Source organism: Pseudomonas sp. KCJK8993 (genome assembly GCF_046230915.1).
Taxonomy (GTDB): Bacteria; Pseudomonadota; Gammaproteobacteria; order Pseudomonadales; family Pseudomonadaceae; genus Aquipseudomonas; species Aquipseudomonas piscis.
The window spans coordinates 22,135-39,716 of record NZ_JBJJLO010000039.1 but is presented as its reverse complement, the minus strand read 5'-3'; the positions used below and the strand labels follow the sequence as shown (position 1 = coordinate 39,716).

At 63.8% G+C, this 17,582-nt stretch carries 19 protein-coding genes; 6 read left to right on the top strand and 13 right to left on the bottom strand.

Features of this window, described 5'->3' with window-relative positions:
- Positions 1–55 precede the first annotated feature (55 nt).
- The 9 genes from ACK6AU_RS14820 to ACK6AU_RS14780 form a co-directional block, all read right to left on the bottom strand.
- Positions 56–664, bottom strand: a complete 609-nt coding sequence (locus ACK6AU_RS14820) for an START domain-containing protein (protein ID WP_185699538.1) — start codon at positions 662–664, stop codon at positions 56–58.
- A gap of 43 nt (positions 665–707) precedes the next feature.
- Positions 708–962 carry a YkgJ family cysteine cluster protein gene (locus ACK6AU_RS14815; RefSeq protein WP_185699537.1) on the bottom strand — a complete coding sequence of 85 codons (255 nt, stop codon included), beginning with the start codon at positions 960–962 and terminating at the stop codon, positions 708–710.
- Positions 963–1,131: 169 nt separating this feature from the next.
- Positions 1,132–1,647: a translation initiation factor 2 gene (locus ACK6AU_RS14810; protein ID WP_409299740.1), complete on the bottom strand. Its 516-nt coding sequence runs from the start codon at positions 1,645–1,647 to the stop codon at positions 1,132–1,134.
- 70 nt (positions 1,648–1,717) lie between these two features.
- Positions 1,718–3,157 carry a PLP-dependent aminotransferase family protein gene (locus tag ACK6AU_RS14805; RefSeq protein WP_022643200.1) on the bottom strand — a complete coding sequence of 480 codons (1,440 nt, stop codon included), beginning with the start codon at positions 3,155–3,157 and terminating at the stop codon, positions 1,718–1,720.
- A 203-nt stretch (positions 3,158–3,360) separates the two neighbouring features.
- The gene (locus ACK6AU_RS14800; protein WP_185699535.1) at positions 3,361–4,173 is read right to left on the bottom strand and encodes an OmpA family protein; all 813 of its coding nucleotides are present in this window, start codon (positions 4,171–4,173) and stop codon (positions 3,361–3,363) included.
- On the bottom strand, positions 4,170–4,526 hold the full coding sequence (locus tag ACK6AU_RS14795; protein WP_185699534.1) for a DUF4398 domain-containing protein: 357 nt from the start codon (positions 4,524–4,526) through the stop codon (positions 4,170–4,172). The genes ACK6AU_RS14800 and ACK6AU_RS14795 overlap by 4 nt, the downstream gene beginning before the upstream one ends.
- 9 nt (positions 4,527–4,535) lie before the next feature.
- Positions 4,536–5,360 carry an ABC transporter substrate-binding protein gene (locus ACK6AU_RS14790; RefSeq protein WP_185699533.1) on the bottom strand — a complete coding sequence of 275 codons (825 nt, stop codon included), beginning with the start codon at positions 5,358–5,360 and terminating at the stop codon, positions 4,536–4,538.
- 78 nt (positions 5,361–5,438) lie between these two features.
- Positions 5,439–6,368 (bottom strand): electron transfer flavoprotein subunit alpha/FixB family protein, encoded by a 930-nt coding sequence (locus ACK6AU_RS14785; protein ID WP_409299736.1) that lies wholly within the window; start codon positions 6,366–6,368, stop codon positions 5,439–5,441.
- Between the two features lie 2 nt (positions 6,369–6,370).
- A complete protein-coding gene (locus ACK6AU_RS14780; RefSeq protein ID WP_185699531.1) occupies positions 6,371–7,120 on the bottom strand; it encodes an electron transfer flavoprotein subunit beta/FixA family protein in 750 nt (249 codons plus the stop codon).
- 546 nt (positions 7,121–7,666) lie between these two features.
- On the opposite strand from ACK6AU_RS14780, the gene ACK6AU_RS14775 reads away from it, so the two are divergent.
- A complete protein-coding gene (locus ACK6AU_RS14775) occupies positions 7,667–9,331 on the top strand; it encodes an electron transfer flavoprotein-ubiquinone oxidoreductase (protein WP_185699530.1) in 1,665 nt (554 codons plus the stop codon).
- Between the two features lie 58 nt (positions 9,332–9,389).
- Here ACK6AU_RS14775 and ACK6AU_RS14770 read toward each other — a convergent pair whose 3' ends face one another.
- Positions 9,390–10,280 carry an AraC family transcriptional regulator gene (locus ACK6AU_RS14770; RefSeq protein ID WP_185699529.1) on the bottom strand — a complete coding sequence of 297 codons (891 nt, stop codon included), beginning with the start codon at positions 10,278–10,280 and terminating at the stop codon, positions 9,390–9,392.
- 183 nt (positions 10,281–10,463) lie between these two features.
- On the opposite strand from ACK6AU_RS14770, the gene ACK6AU_RS14765 reads away from it, so the two are divergent.
- Positions 10,464–11,516 carry an NAD(P)-dependent alcohol dehydrogenase gene (locus tag ACK6AU_RS14765; protein WP_185699528.1) on the top strand — a complete coding sequence of 351 codons (1,053 nt, stop codon included), beginning with the start codon at positions 10,464–10,466 and terminating at the stop codon, positions 11,514–11,516.
- Positions 11,517–11,565: 49 nt separating this feature from the next.
- Here the strand turns inward: ACK6AU_RS14765 and ACK6AU_RS14760 are convergent, their stop codons facing one another.
- Entirely contained in the window at positions 11,566–12,045 is a 480-nt protein-coding gene (locus ACK6AU_RS14760; RefSeq protein ID WP_185699527.1) for a GNAT family N-acetyltransferase, read from the bottom strand.
- Between the two features lie 179 nt (positions 12,046–12,224).
- Here ACK6AU_RS14760 and ACK6AU_RS14755 point away from each other — a divergent pair, with 179 nt between their 5' ends.
- From ACK6AU_RS14755 to ACK6AU_RS14740, 4 genes are all read left to right on the top strand, one after another.
- Positions 12,225–12,866, top strand: a complete 642-nt coding sequence (locus tag ACK6AU_RS14755; protein ID WP_185699526.1) for an HD domain-containing protein — start codon at positions 12,225–12,227, stop codon at positions 12,864–12,866.
- Between the two features lie 114 nt (positions 12,867–12,980).
- Positions 12,981–14,195: an MFS transporter gene (locus tag ACK6AU_RS14750; RefSeq protein ID WP_409299732.1), complete on the top strand. Its 1,215-nt coding sequence runs from the start codon at positions 12,981–12,983 to the stop codon at positions 14,193–14,195.
- Positions 14,196–14,279: 84 nt separating this feature from the next.
- Positions 14,280–14,606: a hypothetical protein gene (locus ACK6AU_RS14745; protein WP_409299730.1), complete on the top strand. Its 327-nt coding sequence runs from the start codon at positions 14,280–14,282 to the stop codon at positions 14,604–14,606.
- Between the two features lie 61 nt (positions 14,607–14,667).
- Complete coding sequence (locus ACK6AU_RS14740; RefSeq protein WP_185699523.1) at positions 14,668–15,048, top strand: Rho termination factor N-terminal domain-containing protein; 381 nt, start codon at positions 14,668–14,670, stop codon at positions 15,046–15,048.
- Positions 15,049–15,053: 5 nt separating this feature from the next.
- Here the strand turns inward: ACK6AU_RS14740 and ACK6AU_RS14735 are convergent, their stop codons facing one another.
- Together ACK6AU_RS14735 and ACK6AU_RS14730 are read right to left on the bottom strand one after the other, a co-directional pair.
- Positions 15,054–15,974, bottom strand: coding sequence for a PfkB family carbohydrate kinase (locus ACK6AU_RS14735; RefSeq protein WP_409299728.1), 921 nt, complete (start codon positions 15,972–15,974; stop codon positions 15,054–15,056).
- Entirely contained in the window at positions 15,967–17,433 is a 1,467-nt protein-coding gene (locus ACK6AU_RS14730; protein ID WP_409299726.1) for a purine-cytosine permease family protein, read from the bottom strand. Before ACK6AU_RS14730 ends, ACK6AU_RS14735 begins: the two co-directional genes overlap by 8 nt.
- Positions 17,434–17,582: the final 149 nt, after the last annotated feature.

The following is a 17,582-nucleotide window of genomic DNA, read 5'->3' as shown; positions in this document are numbered from 1 at the left end:
CCATGAAAAAAGCCGCCCGAAGGCGGCCTTTGGCATGACGGATGGAGCACTGCGCTCAAGGCTTCTCGGCACGAGCCTTGAGTGCCTTCAGGGTGTTGAACGGAGCATCGACCACAAACTTGTTGGCCAGCCAGGAAGGGACACTGCCACCTGGCTCGGTATGGACCTGATAGGTCACTTCCACCTGGTCGGCGCCCTTGGGCACGAATTTCCAATAGCCCTCGACCTGGGCCACGCGCACGAAGCCTTTTTCCTCGGGGATATAGGTCGGCACACCCTCCAGCTTGCGGGTCAGGCTGCCGTCGGCGCCCTGGCTGGTGGTGATGTGCAAGACCGAGTCACGGGCGGTGACCGGCCACGGAGTGTTGAACTGGGTGTAGGTCCAGCTCTGGTCACCCTCATGCTTGAGCAGCTTCTGGGCCTTGCATTCGTGGATCCAGGCGCAAGCCCCGGTTACATCCTCTTGCAGCGCGCGGAGCTTGGCGATGGAGGTCTTCATGGTGGTGACACCACGATAGGCCTTGTACTTGGAACCGGCCACTTCGCTCAAGGAGACCTTGATGCCGTCTTCGTCCTTGGCCGTCTGCCAGTCTTCGGCCTGAGCCGTTGCCGACAACAGCACGGTTAAACCACAGAGCACAGCAATTCGATGCAGCGAACCCATTGTCTTATTCCTTATTGTTGAAGTTCCGTTCATTGAGAACACCCTAAGCCGCCGTCACTTGCTCCCACCAACCGATCAGGCGGATGGCTTCTTCACGACTCTCGCCACAGATCTCGGCATCCGCCTGGAAGGCCCCACACACCGCCGGCCGCTCAGGCAGGCCGAACAGCCCACACAGGTGTTCGACCGAAAGATGCACGCAACGTTCTCCAGCCGGCTTGCCCTGGGGCATTCCGGGAATCGGGGTGCTGATGGAAGGGGCGATGCAGCAAGCGCCACAACCTTCACGGCAGTTCATGACGAAGATTTCCTCGCGACAAGCAAAGAGTGGGATGACGCCGCCCAAGAGTAACCGCTAAAACAGCCGTTTAAAATTACTCGAAGAACGGATTTGACGCACAACCGTGCGTGACCGATCAGTCTCCGACAAAGTGTCGGCCACGACAGTCACAAGGGCGGTAAAGAATTTACTGCTTGAACTCGAAATCCAGGGCGGCGCCCTCGATGTCCCGGCGCTCTTCCCGGCGCAATTGCAGCTGCATCTCGTTGGTAAGTAGACGGCCATTGAGCTGGAACGGCGTACTTTCCTTGGGCTTCTCGCCAAACATCGGCGGCAGCAACGGCGCGCGCTTGGGCAATGGCGCGGCACCCAGGGGTTGCAGGTGCTTGACCATTTCGGTTGGCAGGTTCAAGTCCAGCTTGGGGCTGACCAACGGGGTCTTGATGTCCTGGTAAGCCCACTTGGACTGTTTGACGGGAGCGGATTTCTTGCTCGCTGGCTGGGTCTTGCCGGCATTGGCCCCGGACTTGGTTTTGCTGGCCGGAGCCTTCTTTGCCGGATCTTTGCCAGAGGCCATTGGCTGGCTCGAACGAGCACTACCGGCAGCGGGCTTGTCCACAGGCGCAGCGGCCTGGACGGGCATGGCAACAGCCGCTCCCAACAGGCAGGTGCATAACCAGATGGTAGGAAGAAAGGCTTTCATAAAAACAGGCAGATCGAGAACAAGGTGCCTCTATGCTCGCTCGTTGCACGCCCCATGACAAGCATGGGGCTTAGAATCCACCTGCCGCTTCCTGGCACAGCTGGCTGGCGAGCATCCCTAAGGTCATCAGCGCCCGTTCGGCCTCGCGATTCCACGGGGTACCGCAGTTGAGGCGTACGCAGTGGTTGAACTGCTCGGTATTGCTGAAGATCAATCCGGGGGCGATGCTGATGCCCTGCTGCAGGGCCCGGACATGCAATTCCTGGGTGTTGACCCGTCCCGGCAGGCTGACCCAGAGGATGAAGCCGCCGGTGGGCCGGGTGATCTGCGTGCCTTCCGGGAAGTACTGCTGGACCGCCAGCTGGAAGGCGCTGAGGTTCTTGCGGTACTCCTGGCGGATGTAGCGCAGGTGCCGATCGTAACCGCCGTTCTCAAGGTAAGCCGCGACCGCCATCTGGGTCACGCTGCAAGCCGAATGGGTGCTGAAGGTCTGCAGGCGCTGGATTTCCTGCTGGTACTTGCCAGCGATCATCCAGCCGATACGTACGCCGGGCGACAGGGTCTTGGAGAAGCTGGAACAGTAGATCACCCGGTCCAGGCGGTCATAGGCCTTCAGGGACTTGGTGCGGCCGACCTCGAACATCAGCTCGCCGTAGATATCGTCCTCGACCACCTGGATATCGAAGTCCGATGCCAGGCGCAACAGCTGCTTCTGCCGCTCTTCGGGCATGGTGCCGCCCAAGGGATTGCTCAGGCGCGTGGTCAACACCAGGGCCTTGATCGACCACTGGTTGGCCGCCAGTTGCAAGGCCTCCAGGCTCATGCCAGTGGAGGGATCGCTGGGGATCTCGATGACCTTGAGCCCCAGCAGGTCGGCCAGTTGCAGCAACCCGTAATAGGTCGGCGATTCGGCGGCGATCAGGTCACCGGGTCGCGTCAGGACCCGCAGCGACATCTGCAGCGCGTCGACGCAACCGTGGGTAATCACCACTTCGGACGGGTCGACCACCACGCCGGCATCGCGCATGCGGATTGCCACTTGGCGCCGCAGCGGCTCGAATCCCGGGCTGAACATGTAGCTGAAGGCGCGAGGGCTATGGAAGCGCGTGACCTTGGCCAATTGCTGGTGCAGTGCGCGCACGGGCAGGTAGTCGACGCTGGGCACCGCGGCCCCCAGGGGAAACACCCCTTCCCGGCGCGACTCCACCAGCACCTGCTGGATGATGCTGCTGCGGGTGACCAGCCCTGGACGCTCGACCCGGGCGATATCCGGCGTCGGCGCGGTCAGCGCGGGCGTCTGGTGCACGTAGTAGCCCGACTGCGGTCGCGCGCGGATCAGCCCCTGGTCTTCCAGGTTGGCGTAGGCCTGCAGCACCGTGGCGTGGCTGACATTGAGCTGCGAGCTCATCTTGCGCACCGACGGCACGCGCTCCCCCGGCTGGTAGACACCACGGCGAATATCCTCAGCCAACTGCTGAGCGATACGTTGATAGAGCAAGAGATTGGTCATGGCGCAGCACCCGATTTCACGGTGTTTTATTCTTGTATGAAACAATACCGGCACAGTTTAGAAGTGTACTGGGACAGTTTCCACAATAGTCGAGGACACCAGGCAGTGAAAAGCACCACGGCAATTTTTTTCCAGCCGTTGGGCAGGCATAAAAAAACCCGATGCGGTCAGGCATCGGGTTTTTCATGAAAGCTGGCAGAACCTCAGCGAGCGGCGCCGAGCTGGCCCTTCTCGTCGGAGAAAACGATCTCTACCCGACGGTTCTGCGCCCGGCCGCGCTCGGAAGCGTTGGCCTCCACCGGATAGTCGTCGCCATAACCCTCGACCTGGATGCGCTTTTCGTCGACGCCCAGGTCCACCAGCACATCCGCCACTGCCTGGGCCCGGTCGCGGGACAGCTGCAGGTTGCCCTGATGCTCCCCGGTATTGTCGGTGTACCCCTCGATCCGCACCACGCGCTTGGGATTGAGCTGGAGGAACTGGGCCACCTTGAGCACGATGCGGTTGGCCGAGTTATTGAGCTCCGCCTCGCCGGTATCGAACAACACGTCGCCCAATGTCATCACCAGCCCACGGTCGGTATGGGTAGTGGCCATGCTGAGGATCTGCTCCTCCAGCCACTTGCCTTGCTGCTGCACGCTGCTCAGCTTGGCCTCGCGCAACGCCAGCTGCAGGCGCTGGCGCTCCAGCTCGAGCTTGGCTGCGCGCTCCTGGTTGAGCATCTGCTCGGTGTGTTCCCGGGCAATCTCACTGTAGCGGCGGCTGAGATAGGCGTAATGCTCCACGTCGCTACCACTGCCCCAATAGCTTGAAAGACGATCGGCACGGGCCAGTGACTCACCGGCGCGGATCACATCCTTGGGCGCGCTGCGCAGGACATTGGAGTCCTCCTTGACCTTCTGGAAGTCATTGTAGGCCTGTTGCAGGGCTTCCTCGCTCTGCTGGCCGGCACAACCCACCAGGCTGGCGCAGACCCACAGCAGGGCACTGCCAACTACCGGTTTGGAAATCTTCATTGGGCATCCCCCAGTTGCTTGCGCAGGCGAGTGATGCGGGTATTGAGTAGGTTCACCTGCTCCTGGCTCTTCTGGGTCAGCACCTTGGCTTCGGCCAGGCGCGCATCCAGCTCGGCCTGCTCGGCTCGAACCCGGGCTTTCTTGTAGGACTCATCCTGCATATTGCCCTGGGCCCGGGAAAACTTTTCTTCGGCCAGTTTCAATTCCGGCACCTGCTCGGCCGTAGCCCCCACGGCCTTGGCCTGCTCCAGGGCCCGGGCAGTCAGACGCATCTGCTCGTTGGGGGCCGGATCGGTTGCACAACCGGCCATGGACAGAAAGGCCAAGGCAGCAAAAAGAGGTCGAATAGTCACACAAGATTCCTACGGTTTGGGGCTGCTGACGGGTTGCTGCAACTGGACTTTCCAGCGCTCCAGATTGCGCTGCAACAGGGCCTGCGTCAGACCGGACGCGGGCAATTCTGTCATCTTTTTTGCCAGCTGTCCGCGCAACCATGGATCATTGCAAGCCGAGTTGTGGGACAGCGCCAGGAACAATCCGGGCTTGTCGATGGGCTGGGGAAACGCCGCCAGGTCGCCTGCCATTCCCAGGGACTGGGCCATGACCATGCCGGCGTAGCGAGGCGCCAGCACATAGTCGAACTCCCCCAGCAGCAGCTTCTGGAAAACCTGGGTCAGGTTCGGCAGGCGCTTGAGCTGCAATTGCTCCTTGGCCAGGGCCTGGAATGGCTGGGTCAGGCGGGCCTTTTCCGAAACGGCGCCGGAGTGGCCCTGCAAGTCAGACAACTGGCGGTAATCCAGGGTCGTTTCCTTGCGCGTCCAGACCAGATAGTCGTTCTGCACCAGGGCCGGGTGGATATAGTCCAGGGACTCCAGCTCGTCGAGGGTCAACGGGGCATCGGCGAGCATGTCCATGCGCCCGGTACGCACCTCCTCGAGCGCCTCGGAGCGCTTGCCGGCATACAGCAGCTCGACCTTGAGCCCCAGTTCCCCGGCCACCTGCTGCAGCAAGTCGGCGCTGGCACCGATCAGGTGCCTGGGATCCTGTGGATCACGCCACAGGTAGGGTGGCGCATCGGGGCTGCCGGTCACCACCAGCCGCTCGCACTTGCCCACTGCCATCGCCAGCGAGGGCAACAGCGCCAGCCCCAGCAACACGGGCCAGCCACTCATGCGGCGCAAATCCATGACATCACTCCCTCGATAAACGACAGACAAAAAAAACCCGGCCAAAAGGCCGGGCTCTTTATAAGTGAAGCGGCTGGATTAGACCAGCTTCTCCAGCTCAGGTACGGCCTCGAACAGGTCAGCCACCAGGCCGTAGTCAGCCACCTGGAAGATCGGCGCCTCTTCGTCCTTGTTGATCGCGACGATCACCTTGGAATCCTTCATGCCCGCCAGGTGCTGGATCGCGCCGGAGATACCGACGGCGATGTACAGCTGTGGCGCGACGATCTTGCCGGTCTGGCCGACCTGCATGTCGTTGGGCACGAAGCCTGCGTCCACGGCCGCTCGGGAAGCGCCGACCGCAGCGCCCAGCTTGTCGGCCAGGGCGTACAGGTGCTTGAAGTTATCACCGTTCTGCATGCCACGGCCGCCGGAAACGACGATCTTGGCCGCGGTCAGTTCAGGACGATCGGACTTGGCCAGCTCTTCGCCGACGAAGCTCGACTTGCCGGCATCGTGGGCCGCGCCGACGGCTTCCACCGCAGCCGAACCGCCTTCGGCGGCAACGGCATCGAAACCGGTGGCGCGCACGGTGATGACCTTGACCGCAGCAGTGGACTGCACGGTGGCAATGGCGTTACCGGCGTAGATCGGACGCTTGAAGGTGTCGGCGCTTTCTACCGAGATGATCTCGGAGATCTGGTCGACATCCAGCTGGGCAGCGACCCGCGGCAGGATGTTCTTGCCGTTGGAAGTGGCGGCAGCCAGGATGTGGCTGTAGCCAGCACCCAGCTCGGCAACCAGCGGTGCGACGTTTTCCGGCAGTTGGTGCGCATAGGCAGCGTTGTCGGCTACCAGCACCTTGGCCACGCCAGCGACTTTGGCAGCAGCCTCGGCCACGGCGCCAACGCCTTGACCGGCCACCAGCACGTGAATGTCGCCACCGATTTTGGCAGCAGCGGCGACGGTGTTCAGGGTGGCCTGGGCCAGCGCCTTGTTATCGTGTTCGGCGATTACCAAGATAGTCATGATCAGATTACCTTCGCTTCGTTTTTCAGTTTCTCGACCAGTTCAGCCACCGACTTGACCTTGATGCCCGCGCTGCGTGCAGCCGGCGCTTCGACTTTCAGGGTCTTGTTGGTGGAGGCGGTGGAAACGCCCAAAGCATCAGGAGTCAGGGTCTCGAGCGGCTTCTTCTTGGCTTTCATGATGTTCGGCAGCGACGCGTAGCGTGGCTCGTTCAGGCGCAGGTCGGTGGTGACGATCGCGGGCAGGTTCAGCGCAACGGTCTGCAGGCCGCCATCGATTTCACGGGTGACGTTGACCTTGTCGCCAGCCACTTCGACCTTGGAGGCGAAGGTGCCTTGGGCGTAGCCGCTCAGGGCCGCCAGCATCTGGCCGGTCTGGTTGTTGTCGCTGTCGATGGCCTGTTTACCCAGGATCACCAGCTGTGGCTGTTCCTTGTCGACCACGGCCTTGAGCAGCTTGGCCACGGCCAGGGAGTTCAACTCTTCAGCGGACTCGACGAGGATCGCGCGATCGGCACCCAGTGCCAGGGCGGTACGCAGTTGCTCTTGGGCAGTAGCGGGACCGATGGAGACGACGACGATTTCAGTCGCCACGCCTTTCTCTTTCAGGCGTACGGCTTCTTCCACTGCGATTTCGCAGAAAGGGTTCATCGACATCTTGACGTTGGCGAGGTCGACGCCGGAGTTGTCCGCCTTGACGCGAACCTTGACGTTATAGTCGACCACTCGTTTGACAGCTACAAGAACCTTCATGGATTCCTCGTTACTCTCCGGTGAAAAGAAAGTCGCCTAGGCGAGAACCTGGCGGTTGATGCTCATCGGCACAAGGGCACCTCCAAAAACGCCGGCACACCAAGGTTGACCTTGCTCGCGGGGGGCGATGACCGCTCGTCATTGGTGACCGGCGAGTCATTCATTATCGCGGCGTGTAAACTGCGCACTTCCAAGCTGCGCGGCGCATCACCTTCACTGCCTTTGCCCTGTCTTTAGAGGTGCTCTTGAGACCAACAGTCAGCCTACGGCGAGCGCAAAACCGACCGTATCTTGACCGGAACACCTTTTCCGGTCAATACGGCAAAATGGCCGCTCATAAGCCGCGCTTCTTTGATTTACCTGGCCTGCGGCAATTTCAAACAAACGTTTGTATTGGACGCTAGGAGTGGTGTAGATATAATGCGCCGCCCAAAGAGAAAGGTCGGTCGTCCGTCCCCTCTCCCCCATCGTCGATGGGAGAAAGCGGGACACAATGCCAAACCTCCAATTAGAAAAACCGTTGAGCCTTGAGTAGGAGATAGCCTAGTGGAACGCGAATACATGGAATTCGACGTAGTCATCGTCGGTGCCGGCCCCGCAGGCTTGTCCGCCGCTTGCCGCCTGAAGCAGAAGGCTGCAGAAGCAGGCAAGGAAATCAGCGTCTGCGTCGTTGAAAAAGGCTCCGAAGTCGGCGCCCACATCCTTTCCGGCGCCGTGTTCGAACCACGGGCCCTGAACGAACTCTTCCCTGACTGGAAGGAACTGGGCGCCCCGCTCAACACCCCGGTCACCCGCGACGACATCTATGTCCTGCGCAACGGCGAAGCCGCCACCAAGGTTCCCGACTTCTTTGTGCCCAAGACCATGCACAACGAAGGCAACTACATCATCTCCCTGGGCAACCTGTGCCGCTGGCTGGCCCAGCAGGCCGAGAACCTGGGCGTGGAAATCTACCCAGGCTTCGCCGCCCAGGAAGCCCTGATCGACGAAAACGGCGTGGTCCGCGGCATCCTCACCGGCGACATGGGCGTGGATCGCGAAGGCCATCCCAAGGACGGCATGTATACCCCGGGCATGGAACTGCGCGGCAAGTACACCCTGTTCGCCGAAGGCTGCCGTGGCCATATCGGCAAGCAACTGATCAAGCGCTTCAACCTGGACAGCGACGCCGACGCCCAGCACTACGGCATCGGCCTCAAGGAAATCTGGGAAATCGACCCGGCCAAGCACCAACCAGGCCTGGTGGTGCACACCGCCGGCTGGCCGCTGGACATCATGGGCACCGAGAACACCGGCGGCTCCTTCCTCTATCACCTGGAGAATAACCAGGTGGTGGTCGGCCTGATCGTCGACCTGTCCTACGCCAATACCTACCTGTCGCCGTTCGATGAGTTCCAGCGCCTCAAGCACCACCCGGTGCTCAAGCAGTACCTGGAAGGCGGCAAGCGCATCAGCTACGGCGCCCGTGCCATCTGCAAGGGCGGCCTGAACTCGCTGCCGAAGATGGTGTTCAAGGGCGGCGCGTTGATCGGCTGCGACCTGGGCACCCTGAACTTCGCCAAGATCAAGGGCAGCCACACCGCCATGAAGTCCGGCATGCTGGCCGCCGATGCCGTGGCCGAGTCGCTGCTGGCCGGTTCCGAAGGCGCCGACGAGCTCAACGGCTACGTCAGCGCGTTCAAGTCCAGCTGGCTGCATGACGAGCTGTTCGCCAGCCGTAACTTCGGCCCGGCGATCCACAAGTTCGGCGCCATCGTCGGTGGCGGCTTCAACTGGGTCGACCAGAACCTGTTCGGCGGCAAGCTGCCGTTCACCCTGCACGACACCAAGCCGGACTACGCCTGCCTCAAGCTGGCCAAGGACTGCGTGAAGATCGACTACCCGAAACCCGACGGCAAGCTGAGCTTCGACAAATTGAGCTCGGTGTTCATCTCCGGCACCAACCACGAAGAAGAACAGCCTTGCCACCTGAAGCTCACCGACCCGAGCATCCCCCTGGGCCGCAACCTGCCGCTGTACGACGAGCCAGCCCAGCGCTACTGCCCGGCCGGCGTGTACGAAGTGGTCACTCAGGAAGACGGCGAGAAGCGCTTCCAGATCAACGCCCAGAACTGCGTGCACTGCAAGACCTGTGACATCAAGGACCCTGCGCAGAACATCACCTGGGTCACCCCGGAAGGCTCCGGCGGGCCGACCTACCCGAACATGTAGGTCGACGCCCTGCCCCTCCACCAAGGCCCCCAAATGGGGGCCTTTTTCATTCCAGCATTCAAGCCGCGCGCTCATCCCCCGGGCTGCGCTCGAAGTAGCGCTTGTACTCGCGGCTGAATTGCGAGGTGCTCTGGTATCCCACCCGATGAGCCACCTGGGCCACGCCCAGCCCCTCGCCCAGCAGCAATTGCTGGGCCTTGAGCAACCGCAAGCGCTTGAGGTACTGCACCGGCGACAACAAGGTGCTGCGCTTGAAATGCTCATGGAAGGTCGAAGTACTCATATTGGCGCAGCGAGCCAGGGTCTCGACATTCAACGGCTCGGTGTAGTGCTGGTGCAAATGGTTGAGCGAGGCGGCGACCCGGGCGAAATGCCCCTGCTGCTCCACCAGTGCCCGCAAGGCTTCGGCCTGGGGTCCACGCAAGACGGCGAACAATAGCTCACGGACCCGCGCCGGCCCCATGACCTTGCACTCCAGGGGATCATGCAGGCAGTGCAACAAGCGCTCCACACAACCGCGCATGCCGTCGTCGAGGACCACCGAGGTCATGGACTCCAGGGTCTGCGCCGCGGCTGCGGGCCCATCACCGACGCCCATGGCCAGTACCAGCTCCCTGAGCACGGCGCGGTCGATGCCAATGGAGATTCCCAGCAGCGGCGCGTCGGGCAAGGCGAAGGTTTCGCACTCGAACGGCACCGACAGTGCCTGGATCAGGTAATGCCCGGCGCCGTATTCCAGGGTCCGGGTGCCAAGGTAGGCCAGCTTGCTGCCCTGGACGATGATCATCAGGCTCGGCTCGTAGATCTGCGGCCCCCGGGCCACATCGCAGCTGGCCCGCAGCACCTGGATCCCGGGCAAGGCAGTAGCGGCGAAACCCTCGCGACTGGCCAGGGGCTCGAGCAGCGCGACCAGGGGGGCATTGGCATCCAGATGGCGGGTCAACAACATGTGGGCAAACTTCATGCAAGGGAGGGGATGCCAACATCATCGCAGGTCCGTTGTCCAATGCCCCATGAAAACCGTCGATGGCGGAGGAATAGGCATGACATGCCGAGGAATCGCCATGGTTGCCCGCCAGCCTCGCGCCGACAATGCGCCGCCTCACTTGTCAGCGCTTTGCGAGGTCCCCCCATGTACACCGCCATCGGTTATGCCGCCCAGTCGGCCACCACTCCCCTCGCCCCCATGAGCTTCCAGCGGCGCAGCCCACGCCCGGACGATGTGGCCATCGAGATCCTCTACTGCGGCGTCTGCCACTCCGACATCCACCAGGCCCGCAACGAATGGGGCATCGCCGTGTACCCGCTGATGCCGGGCCATGAAATCATCGGCCGGGTCACCGCCGTCGGCTCCAGCGTCAGCCGGCACAAGGTCGGCGACCTGGTCGGCGTCGGCTGCATGGTGGATTCCTGTCGCCAGTGCGAGGCCTGTGCCGCCAACCTGGAACAATACTGCCTGCAGGGCCCGACCCTGACCTACGCCTCGCCAGACCGGATCGATGGCAGCAACACCATGGGTGGCTACTCCGACAGCATCGTGGTCAGCGAGCATTTCGTGGTGCGCATCCCCGAGTCCCTGGACCCAGCCAGCGCCGCGCCGATCCTCTGCGCCGGCATCACCACCTACTCGCCGCTCAAGCACTACGGCGTCAAGGCCGGGGACAAGGTGGGGATTCTCGGCATGGGCGGCCTGGGCCACATGGGCATCAAGTTCGCCAAGGCCCTGGGGGCCGAAGTGACCTTGTTCACCCGCTCCGCAAGCAAGGCCGAGGAAGCCCGGCAACAAGGCGCGGATCACGTGATCGTGTCCACCGACCCAGCACAGATGCAGGCCGCGGCCGGGCAGTTCGACTTCCTCCTGGACACCATCCCGGTAGCCCACGACCTCAACCCCTACCTCGATACCCTGCGCTTTGACGGCGTGCACATCCTGGTGGGGCTGATCGAACCGGTGGACCCGGCACTGCACGCCGGCAAGCTGGTGATGGGCCGCCGGGTGCTGGCCGGCTCGCTGATCGGCGGCATCGCCGAAACCCAGGAAGTGCTGGATTTCTGCGCCGAGCACGGCATCCGTTGCGACATCGAGATGCTGGATATCCGCCAGATCAACCAGGCCTACGAACGCATGATCAAAGGCGACGTGAAATACCGCTTCGTGATCGACATGGCGACCCTCAAGGGCTGAGTCGCCCTTGCATACGGCGCCAGCGACCCGGATCGCTGGCGCCCGCGCCTCAACCCCGGGCGAAGGCCCGCAGCACCTCGCCATCCATGCGGTACTTGACCCATTCCTCCTGGGGCTGCGCGCCCAGGGACTTGTAGAACTGGATCGCCGGTTCATTCCACTCCAGCACGCTCCACTCGAAACGCCCGCAGTCGTTGTCGCAGGCGATCTGCGCCAGGTGCCGCAACAGTTGCTTGCCGGCCCCTCCACCCCGCTGCTCGGGGGTGATGTAGAGATCCTCCAGGTACAGGCAGTTGCTGCCCAGCCAGGTGGAATAACTGAAGAAGAACACCGCGAAGCCGATCGGCACACCGTCGCGCAGGCATATCAGGCCATGGGCCGTGGCGCCTTCGCTGAACAGGCTGCGCTCGATGTCGGCGACGCTGGCGATCACCTCGTGACGGGCTCGCTCGTAGTCGGCGAGTTCGGTGATGAACGCAAGGATCTGCGGGGCGTCGCTGGGCAGCGCAGGACGAATTTCGACGGTCATCGGCGGTTCTCATGGCGGAATCAGGTCGGCCATATTAGAACGACAGCCGAAAGACATGCACGGGCATTTCTCCGCCATCGGCCATCCATGCTCCGTATCGGCCTTGCACCCCATCGATACTTATCACCACCGGCGTCAGCGGTTAGAGTGGCGGCCCAACCGCCAACCGGAGCCTGCCCATGACTTTCGCGCCCCTGGAGTCCTTGGCCGCCAGCCTGCTGCCCCATGCCTTCGAGCCCCACGACGACGGCGCCCACGACCTGTCCCACCTGTATCGGGTGTGGAGCAACGTCCGGCGTATCGCCGCAGAGGAAGGCGGCGATCTGCGCCTGTTGCTGGCCGCGACCCTGCTCCATGACTGCGTGAACGTGGAAAAAAGCTCGCCGCTGCGCTCCCAGGCGTCACGGCTCTCGGCTGAGCGGGCACGGCAGGTCCTGGCCGACCTGAACTGGAGCGCCAGCGATATCGAGGCCGTGGCCCATGCCATCGCCACCCACAGTTTTTCCGCGGGGCTGACGCCGACCACCCTGGAAGCGCGAATCCTCCAGGATGCCGATCGTCTCGACTCCCTGGGCGCGCTCGGCGTGGCTCGCACCTTCTACGTCTCGGGGCGCCTGGGCCGTGCCCTGTACGACCCGGCCGACCCAAGCGCCAGCCACCGCGAACTGGATGACTCACGCTTCACCCTGGACCACTTCCAGAGCAAGCTGCTGCACTTGGCCGAAGGCTTCCAGACCGCCGCCGGCAGCCGCCTGGCCCAGGTCCGGCATGAGCGCCTCGTACGTTTTCGCCAGGCGCTGCTGGAGGAAATCGGCCAATAACGCCCGTTCTTACTCCGCTGCCGGCTAACCCTGAGGCAGCGAGGAATACAACCAACGCCCGCCACCGTCATGCTAGAAAGCCCCGCATAACCACAAGCATGAAGAGGCGCCTGCATGTCCCCCTGCTCTATCCCGGCCACCCGGGTCCCCGGCCCGGTGTTCGGCGTGTTCTGCCTGGGCAGCTACCTGTTGTCGCTGTCCTATGGCTCGACCTTCCTCCTGGCGTTGCTGATCGGCAGCCACGGCGGTAACGAACAGGACGCCGGCCAAGTGATTGCCGTGGCGATGCTCAGCACTTTCGCCGCGGTGATCGGTTCCGGGCACCTTTCCGACTGGCTCGGCGCCGCCCGCTCGGTGGCCTGGTTCGGCAGCCTGCTGGCCGTGGCCTGCCTGGGGTTCGCCCTGAGCCCGGGGGTTGGCCCGGCGCTGCTGGGGTTCGGCCTGTTCCTGGGCCTGGGCTGGGGGGTGTTCTATACCCTGGGCCCGATCATCGTCGCCATGCTGGTGGAACCGGCCCACCGAGCCCGCTACTTCGCCCTGCTCTCGGGCAGCATGATGACCGGCATCGGCAGCGCGCCACTGCTGGGGCGCCTGGCCAGTGCCCTGGGCTACCCGTTGAGCAGCGCCTTTTTCATCGCCGCGGCGGCCAGCCTGCTGGGCGTGCTGATCTTCTGGAAGCTGGCTGGCCGGTTGCGCAACCAGGCCAACCACCTGCAGGCCACTGCGGCCAGGATCACCTGGAGTGGCAGTGCCCGAGTCCTCAGGTCCGGGGCATCGTTGCCGATCCTGATGGTGGGCCTGGGCGGTTGCGTCTTCGGCGGCTTGTCGAGCTTCCAGACCAGCTACGGTCCCTCCAGGGGCGTGGATTACTCGCTGTTCTTCATCGGCTTCATGAGCGCCGCCATCGCCAGCCGGATGCTGCTGGCCGGCCTGGTGGTCAAGCGTGATCCGTACCGCGCCGCCTGCCTGCTGTCGGGGCTGATGGTGGTGGCGGTCCTGCTGTTGCTGTTCGTCGTGGACAGCAGCACCAGCTACTTGCTGGCCGCCATGGTGCTTGGGGTCGGTTATGGCTTGACCTACTCGGTGATCAATGGCCAGGCCGCCAACGAGGCACCGACTGGTTGTACCTCCCAGGCATTGCTGCTGTTCAGCCTGGCCTATTTCATCGGCGTGTTCGGTTTCCCCTGGCTGGCCGGCAGGCTCATCGTCGGCTCCGGCATCCAGGCCCTGCTGTCCAGCGTCCTGGCGATCGCCGTGCTGAACTGGCTGATCAGCCTTGGCCGCCTGGGTTGGCGGCAGCGCCAACGGCTCCAGGCCCGGGAAGCCTGACACCGTTCGTCGTGTCCTCGGCACCAAGGCCGCGTCCGGGCGGACCAATATCAGGTAGCGACTCTAACGAATGGAGGCGACATCATGATCAAGGTCCAACTCTCAACCCTGGTCCTGGCCGGACTGTTGTCCAGCGTGGCCATGGCCGGCGCCACCGGCCCCACCAACCCGGTGGAAGGCCCCAAGTCCCCGGCCACCCAAGGCTCACCGAAGATCAACATCAACCCGCCGACCATGGATGAAGGCTCGTTGCCACCAGCCACCGGCACTGATCCACGGATCCAGGGCAACGACAACGACCGCCAGGGCGGCGCCGGCACCCTGGACTCCGGGGCACCGGACAACGGCAAGAGCGGCGCCGGCTCCAAGACCACCACCGGCGGCTCGGGCTCCGAAGGCAGCAGCCAGTAACGGGCCATTCGCGCTGTCATCCAGCCAGTCCTGCTTGCCATGATCCAAGAGGAAAGACGCCATGACTCGAGGAAGCAAAGCCAAGTACACCCTGGCCCAGCGCCGCAAGGCGGCGGCCATCGAGGCCAGCTATGAAGAACGCGGCCTGCCCCCGGACGAAGCCGAAGCCAGGGCCTGGGCCACGGTCAACAAACAGTCCGGCGGTGGAGAGCGGGCCGGCGGCTCCGGCAGGGACAAGAACCCGGCGGACAAGGCCCGGGCCCGCAGCGACTCAGCCCGGCGCGCAGCCGCGAGCCGCCAGGGCCACCCGCGTGACAGCCAGGCGTCGCTGGCCACCCAGACCAGGGACAGCCTGATGCAGGAGGCACGCGTTAAGAACATTGCGGGACGCTCGCGGATGCGCAAGCAGGAGTTGATCGAAGCCCTGCGCAAGGCCGGCTGAAGCTTTCAATCGACCCGTAGCAGCACATCCACTTCGGCACTACGAGGAGCGGTGGCCGGCCCCCGGCGCGTCACCGCCAGGGCCGCCGCCGCATTGGCCCGGCGCGCGGCGGCCAGGGGGTCAAGACCGGCGGCCAGCGCGGCGATGAATACTCCGGCGTGGGCATCCCCGGCACCATTGCTGTCCACCGCCTCCACTGCGAACCCAGGTACCCGCACCGCTTCGCCCTGCTGGTTGAGCCAGCAGCCTTGGGCGCCGTCGCGCAGTACCAGCAAGGCATCAGGGGCCAGTTGTGGGGCGAGCCGCAGCATGGCCTCGGCGATGCCCTGGCTAGCGGTGAACTGCAGGGCCTCGACGCGATTGCTGCTCCAGATATCCACCCGGGGCAGCAAGGCCACCAGCAGCGTCGGCTCCACCGAAGCCAGTAGTGGCCCCGGGTCGAACATCAACGGCAGCGTGACCGGCAAGCCCAGCAACCAGTCGAGCAGGGCCTGGGCCTTGTGCGCCTGCAACAGGCTGTAGCCACTGACGTACAAGTAGTCTCCCGCTGTCACCACTACCTGGGCCAGGTCTGCGGCCGACAGCTCGCCCTCGGCGCCGATATGGGAAATGAAGGTGCGTTCGGCACTGTCATCGGTCAGCGCCACGCATACACCGGTGTCGGCGCCAGGGCTGCAGGCCAGGCTCATGCCAATGCCTTCGGCCTGCATCGCCGCGCGAACCAGGTCGCCAAAGCGCCCCTCGCCATGACGGCCGAGGTAGACCACCGGCATACCGCTGCGCGCCGCCGCGGCCATGACGTTGAAACCGCCACCGGCCTCGAAGTTCGCCGAGCGGGCCAGCACATCGCTGCCTGCCGACGGCAGGCCGGGCACGTCCATGACCAGGTCGACGATGACCTGGCCGCTGTGCAGCAACCTAGGCATTGGCCTTCTCGATGAAAGCGGCACGTCGATCGCGAGCGCCGCCCAGGAGCCCATAACCGCCACCGGCCACCAGGAAGGTAACGACCCAGCCCAGGCCGTTCTGGCCCAGCCAGGAATCGGCCAGCGGCCCGGTGAACCAGACATCCTCGGCGGTGGTGCCGATGCTGGTGAAGCAGAACCCCAGGACGATGGCCAGCACCCAGGCGCCGAACGCCCGCCATTCGATGCCACCCTGGTACCAGTAGGCACTGGCCGGGCTGACATCCAGCAAGTCGGCGGCGCTGTAGTGGTGACGGTGGACCAGGTCCATCACGAAGATCCCCACCCAGGCGGTGATGGGTACCGCCAGCAGGGAAATGAAACTGATGAAGGGACCATAGAAGCTGTCGGCGATCAGCATGAAGTAGATCGAGCCGATGAAGATCGCCACGATGTCCACCAGCACCGCATAGACGCGCTTGACCTTGAGGCCCAGGGTCAAGGCGGTAAGACCGGCGGAATACACCGACAGGTTGTTGGACAGCAGCAACCCGCCGAAGGCGGCGATCAGGTACGGCACCGCCATCCAGGTCGGCAGCATGTCACGGATGGCGATGATCGGGTCCATCGCCGACGCCAGGTGGTCATTGCCTACCGATAGCAACCCGCCCAGGGTGATCAGCAGCACCAACGGGATGCCAGCGCCAAAGGCCGCCGAGGCCACCAGGCGGCCGGCAGTGACCGAGCGCTGCTGGTAGCGCGACATATCCGCGCCGGAGCTGGCCCAGCCGATCCCGGTGCCGGCGGCCATGGTGCCAACGCCGATGATCATCGCGCTCATGGGCGCCGGCGAGGCGTTGAACACCGCCGTCCAGTCGATGGTCGCGCAGAGAAAACCGCCCACCAGCACGTTCAACGCACCGAAGCCGTAGGTCGCCCACTTCTGGATCAGCAACAAGGTGGCATGGCCCAGGCCGGACACGCTCAAGGTCAGCAGCACGAAGATGGCAATGAACAGCAAGGTCAGCAGCGGTGCGTCCTTGGCCGAGGCCGGGGTCTGGAAGAGGATCGAACTCAGGGACAGCAGGACGAAGGCCGCGGTGGTGGTATTGACCGTTTCCCAGCCCACCCGGGACAGCATCGACACCAGGGTCGGACCGATGTTGCCACGCACACCGAAGATGGCCCGGGACAGGGTCAGGCTTGGCGCCCGTCCCCGCCGGCCGGCCACGGAGATCAGGCCGACCACCGCGAACGACCCCACCGACCCGAGGATCGCCACCAACAGCACCTGCCAGATCGACAACCCGCGGAAGGCCACCAGCGTCGCCCCGAGGGGCAACCCCAGGATGCTGATGTTGGCTGCGAACCAGACCCAGAACAGTTGCAACGGATGGCCGTCGCACTCTGCCTCGGGAACCGGCTCGATACCCCGGGTCTCCAGTTGTCCGGCACCCTGTCCGGCTGTCGATGAACTCATGTGTGGCGCTCCTTGTGCCATTGTTGTGATGCCAGGCCATTTCGGAAGTCGTTGAACGCCCCGGCATTCCCGGCCGTATCCGGCGCCTGCGCTGCCTGGCAGGCACCGGGTTTTCCCTAACGATCGGCAGCGTGCCGACGATGCAGCGT

Excerpts from the sequence above, each read along its gene's own strand:
- ACK6AU_RS14820 (WP_185699538.1), bottom strand. The coding sequence starts at position 664 with ATGGGTTCGCTGCATCGAATTGCTGTGCTCTGTGGTTTAACCGTGCTG.
- ACK6AU_RS14815 (WP_185699537.1), bottom strand. The coding sequence starts at position 962 with ATGAACTGCCGTGAAGGTTGTGGCGCTTGCTGCATCGCCCCTTCCATC.
- ACK6AU_RS14810 (WP_409299740.1), bottom strand. The coding sequence starts at position 1,647 with ATGAAAGCCTTTCTTCCTACCATCTGGTTATGCACCTGCCTGTTGGGA.
- ACK6AU_RS14805 (WP_022643200.1), bottom strand. The coding sequence starts at position 3,157 with ATGACCAATCTCTTGCTCTATCAACGTATCGCTCAGCAGTTGGCTGAG.
- ACK6AU_RS14800 (WP_185699535.1), bottom strand. The coding sequence starts at position 4,173 with ATGAAGATTTCCAAACCGGTAGTTGGCAGTGCCCTGCTGTGGGTCTGC.
- ACK6AU_RS14790 (WP_185699533.1), bottom strand. The coding sequence starts at position 5,360 with ATGGATTTGCGCCGCATGAGTGGCTGGCCCGTGTTGCTGGGGCTGGCG.
- ACK6AU_RS14785 (WP_409299736.1), bottom strand. The coding sequence starts at position 6,368 with ATGACTATCTTGGTAATCGCCGAACACGATAACAAGGCGCTGGCCCAG.
- ACK6AU_RS14780 (WP_185699531.1), bottom strand. The coding sequence starts at position 7,120 with ATGAAGGTTCTTGTAGCTGTCAAACGAGTGGTCGACTATAACGTCAAG.
- ACK6AU_RS14770 (WP_185699529.1), bottom strand. The coding sequence starts at position 10,280 with ATGTTGTTGACCCGCCATCTGGATGCCAATGCCCCCCTGGTCGCGCTG.
- ACK6AU_RS14765 (WP_185699528.1), top strand. The coding sequence starts at position 10,464 with ATGTACACCGCCATCGGTTATGCCGCCCAGTCGGCCACCACTCCCCTC.
- ACK6AU_RS14760 (WP_185699527.1), bottom strand. The coding sequence starts at position 12,045 with ATGACCGTCGAAATTCGTCCTGCGCTGCCCAGCGACGCCCCGCAGATC.
- ACK6AU_RS14755 (WP_185699526.1), top strand. The coding sequence starts at position 12,225 with ATGACTTTCGCGCCCCTGGAGTCCTTGGCCGCCAGCCTGCTGCCCCAT.
- ACK6AU_RS14750 (WP_409299732.1), top strand. The coding sequence starts at position 12,981 with ATGTCCCCCTGCTCTATCCCGGCCACCCGGGTCCCCGGCCCGGTGTTC.
- ACK6AU_RS14745 (WP_409299730.1), top strand. The coding sequence starts at position 14,280 with ATGATCAAGGTCCAACTCTCAACCCTGGTCCTGGCCGGACTGTTGTCC.
- ACK6AU_RS14740 (WP_185699523.1), top strand. The coding sequence starts at position 14,668 with ATGACTCGAGGAAGCAAAGCCAAGTACACCCTGGCCCAGCGCCGCAAG.
- ACK6AU_RS14735 (WP_409299728.1), bottom strand. The coding sequence starts at position 15,974 with ATGCCTAGGTTGCTGCACAGCGGCCAGGTCATCGTCGACCTGGTCATG.
- ACK6AU_RS14730 (WP_409299726.1), bottom strand. The coding sequence starts at position 17,433 with ATGAGTTCATCGACAGCCGGACAGGGTGCCGGACAACTGGAGACCCGG.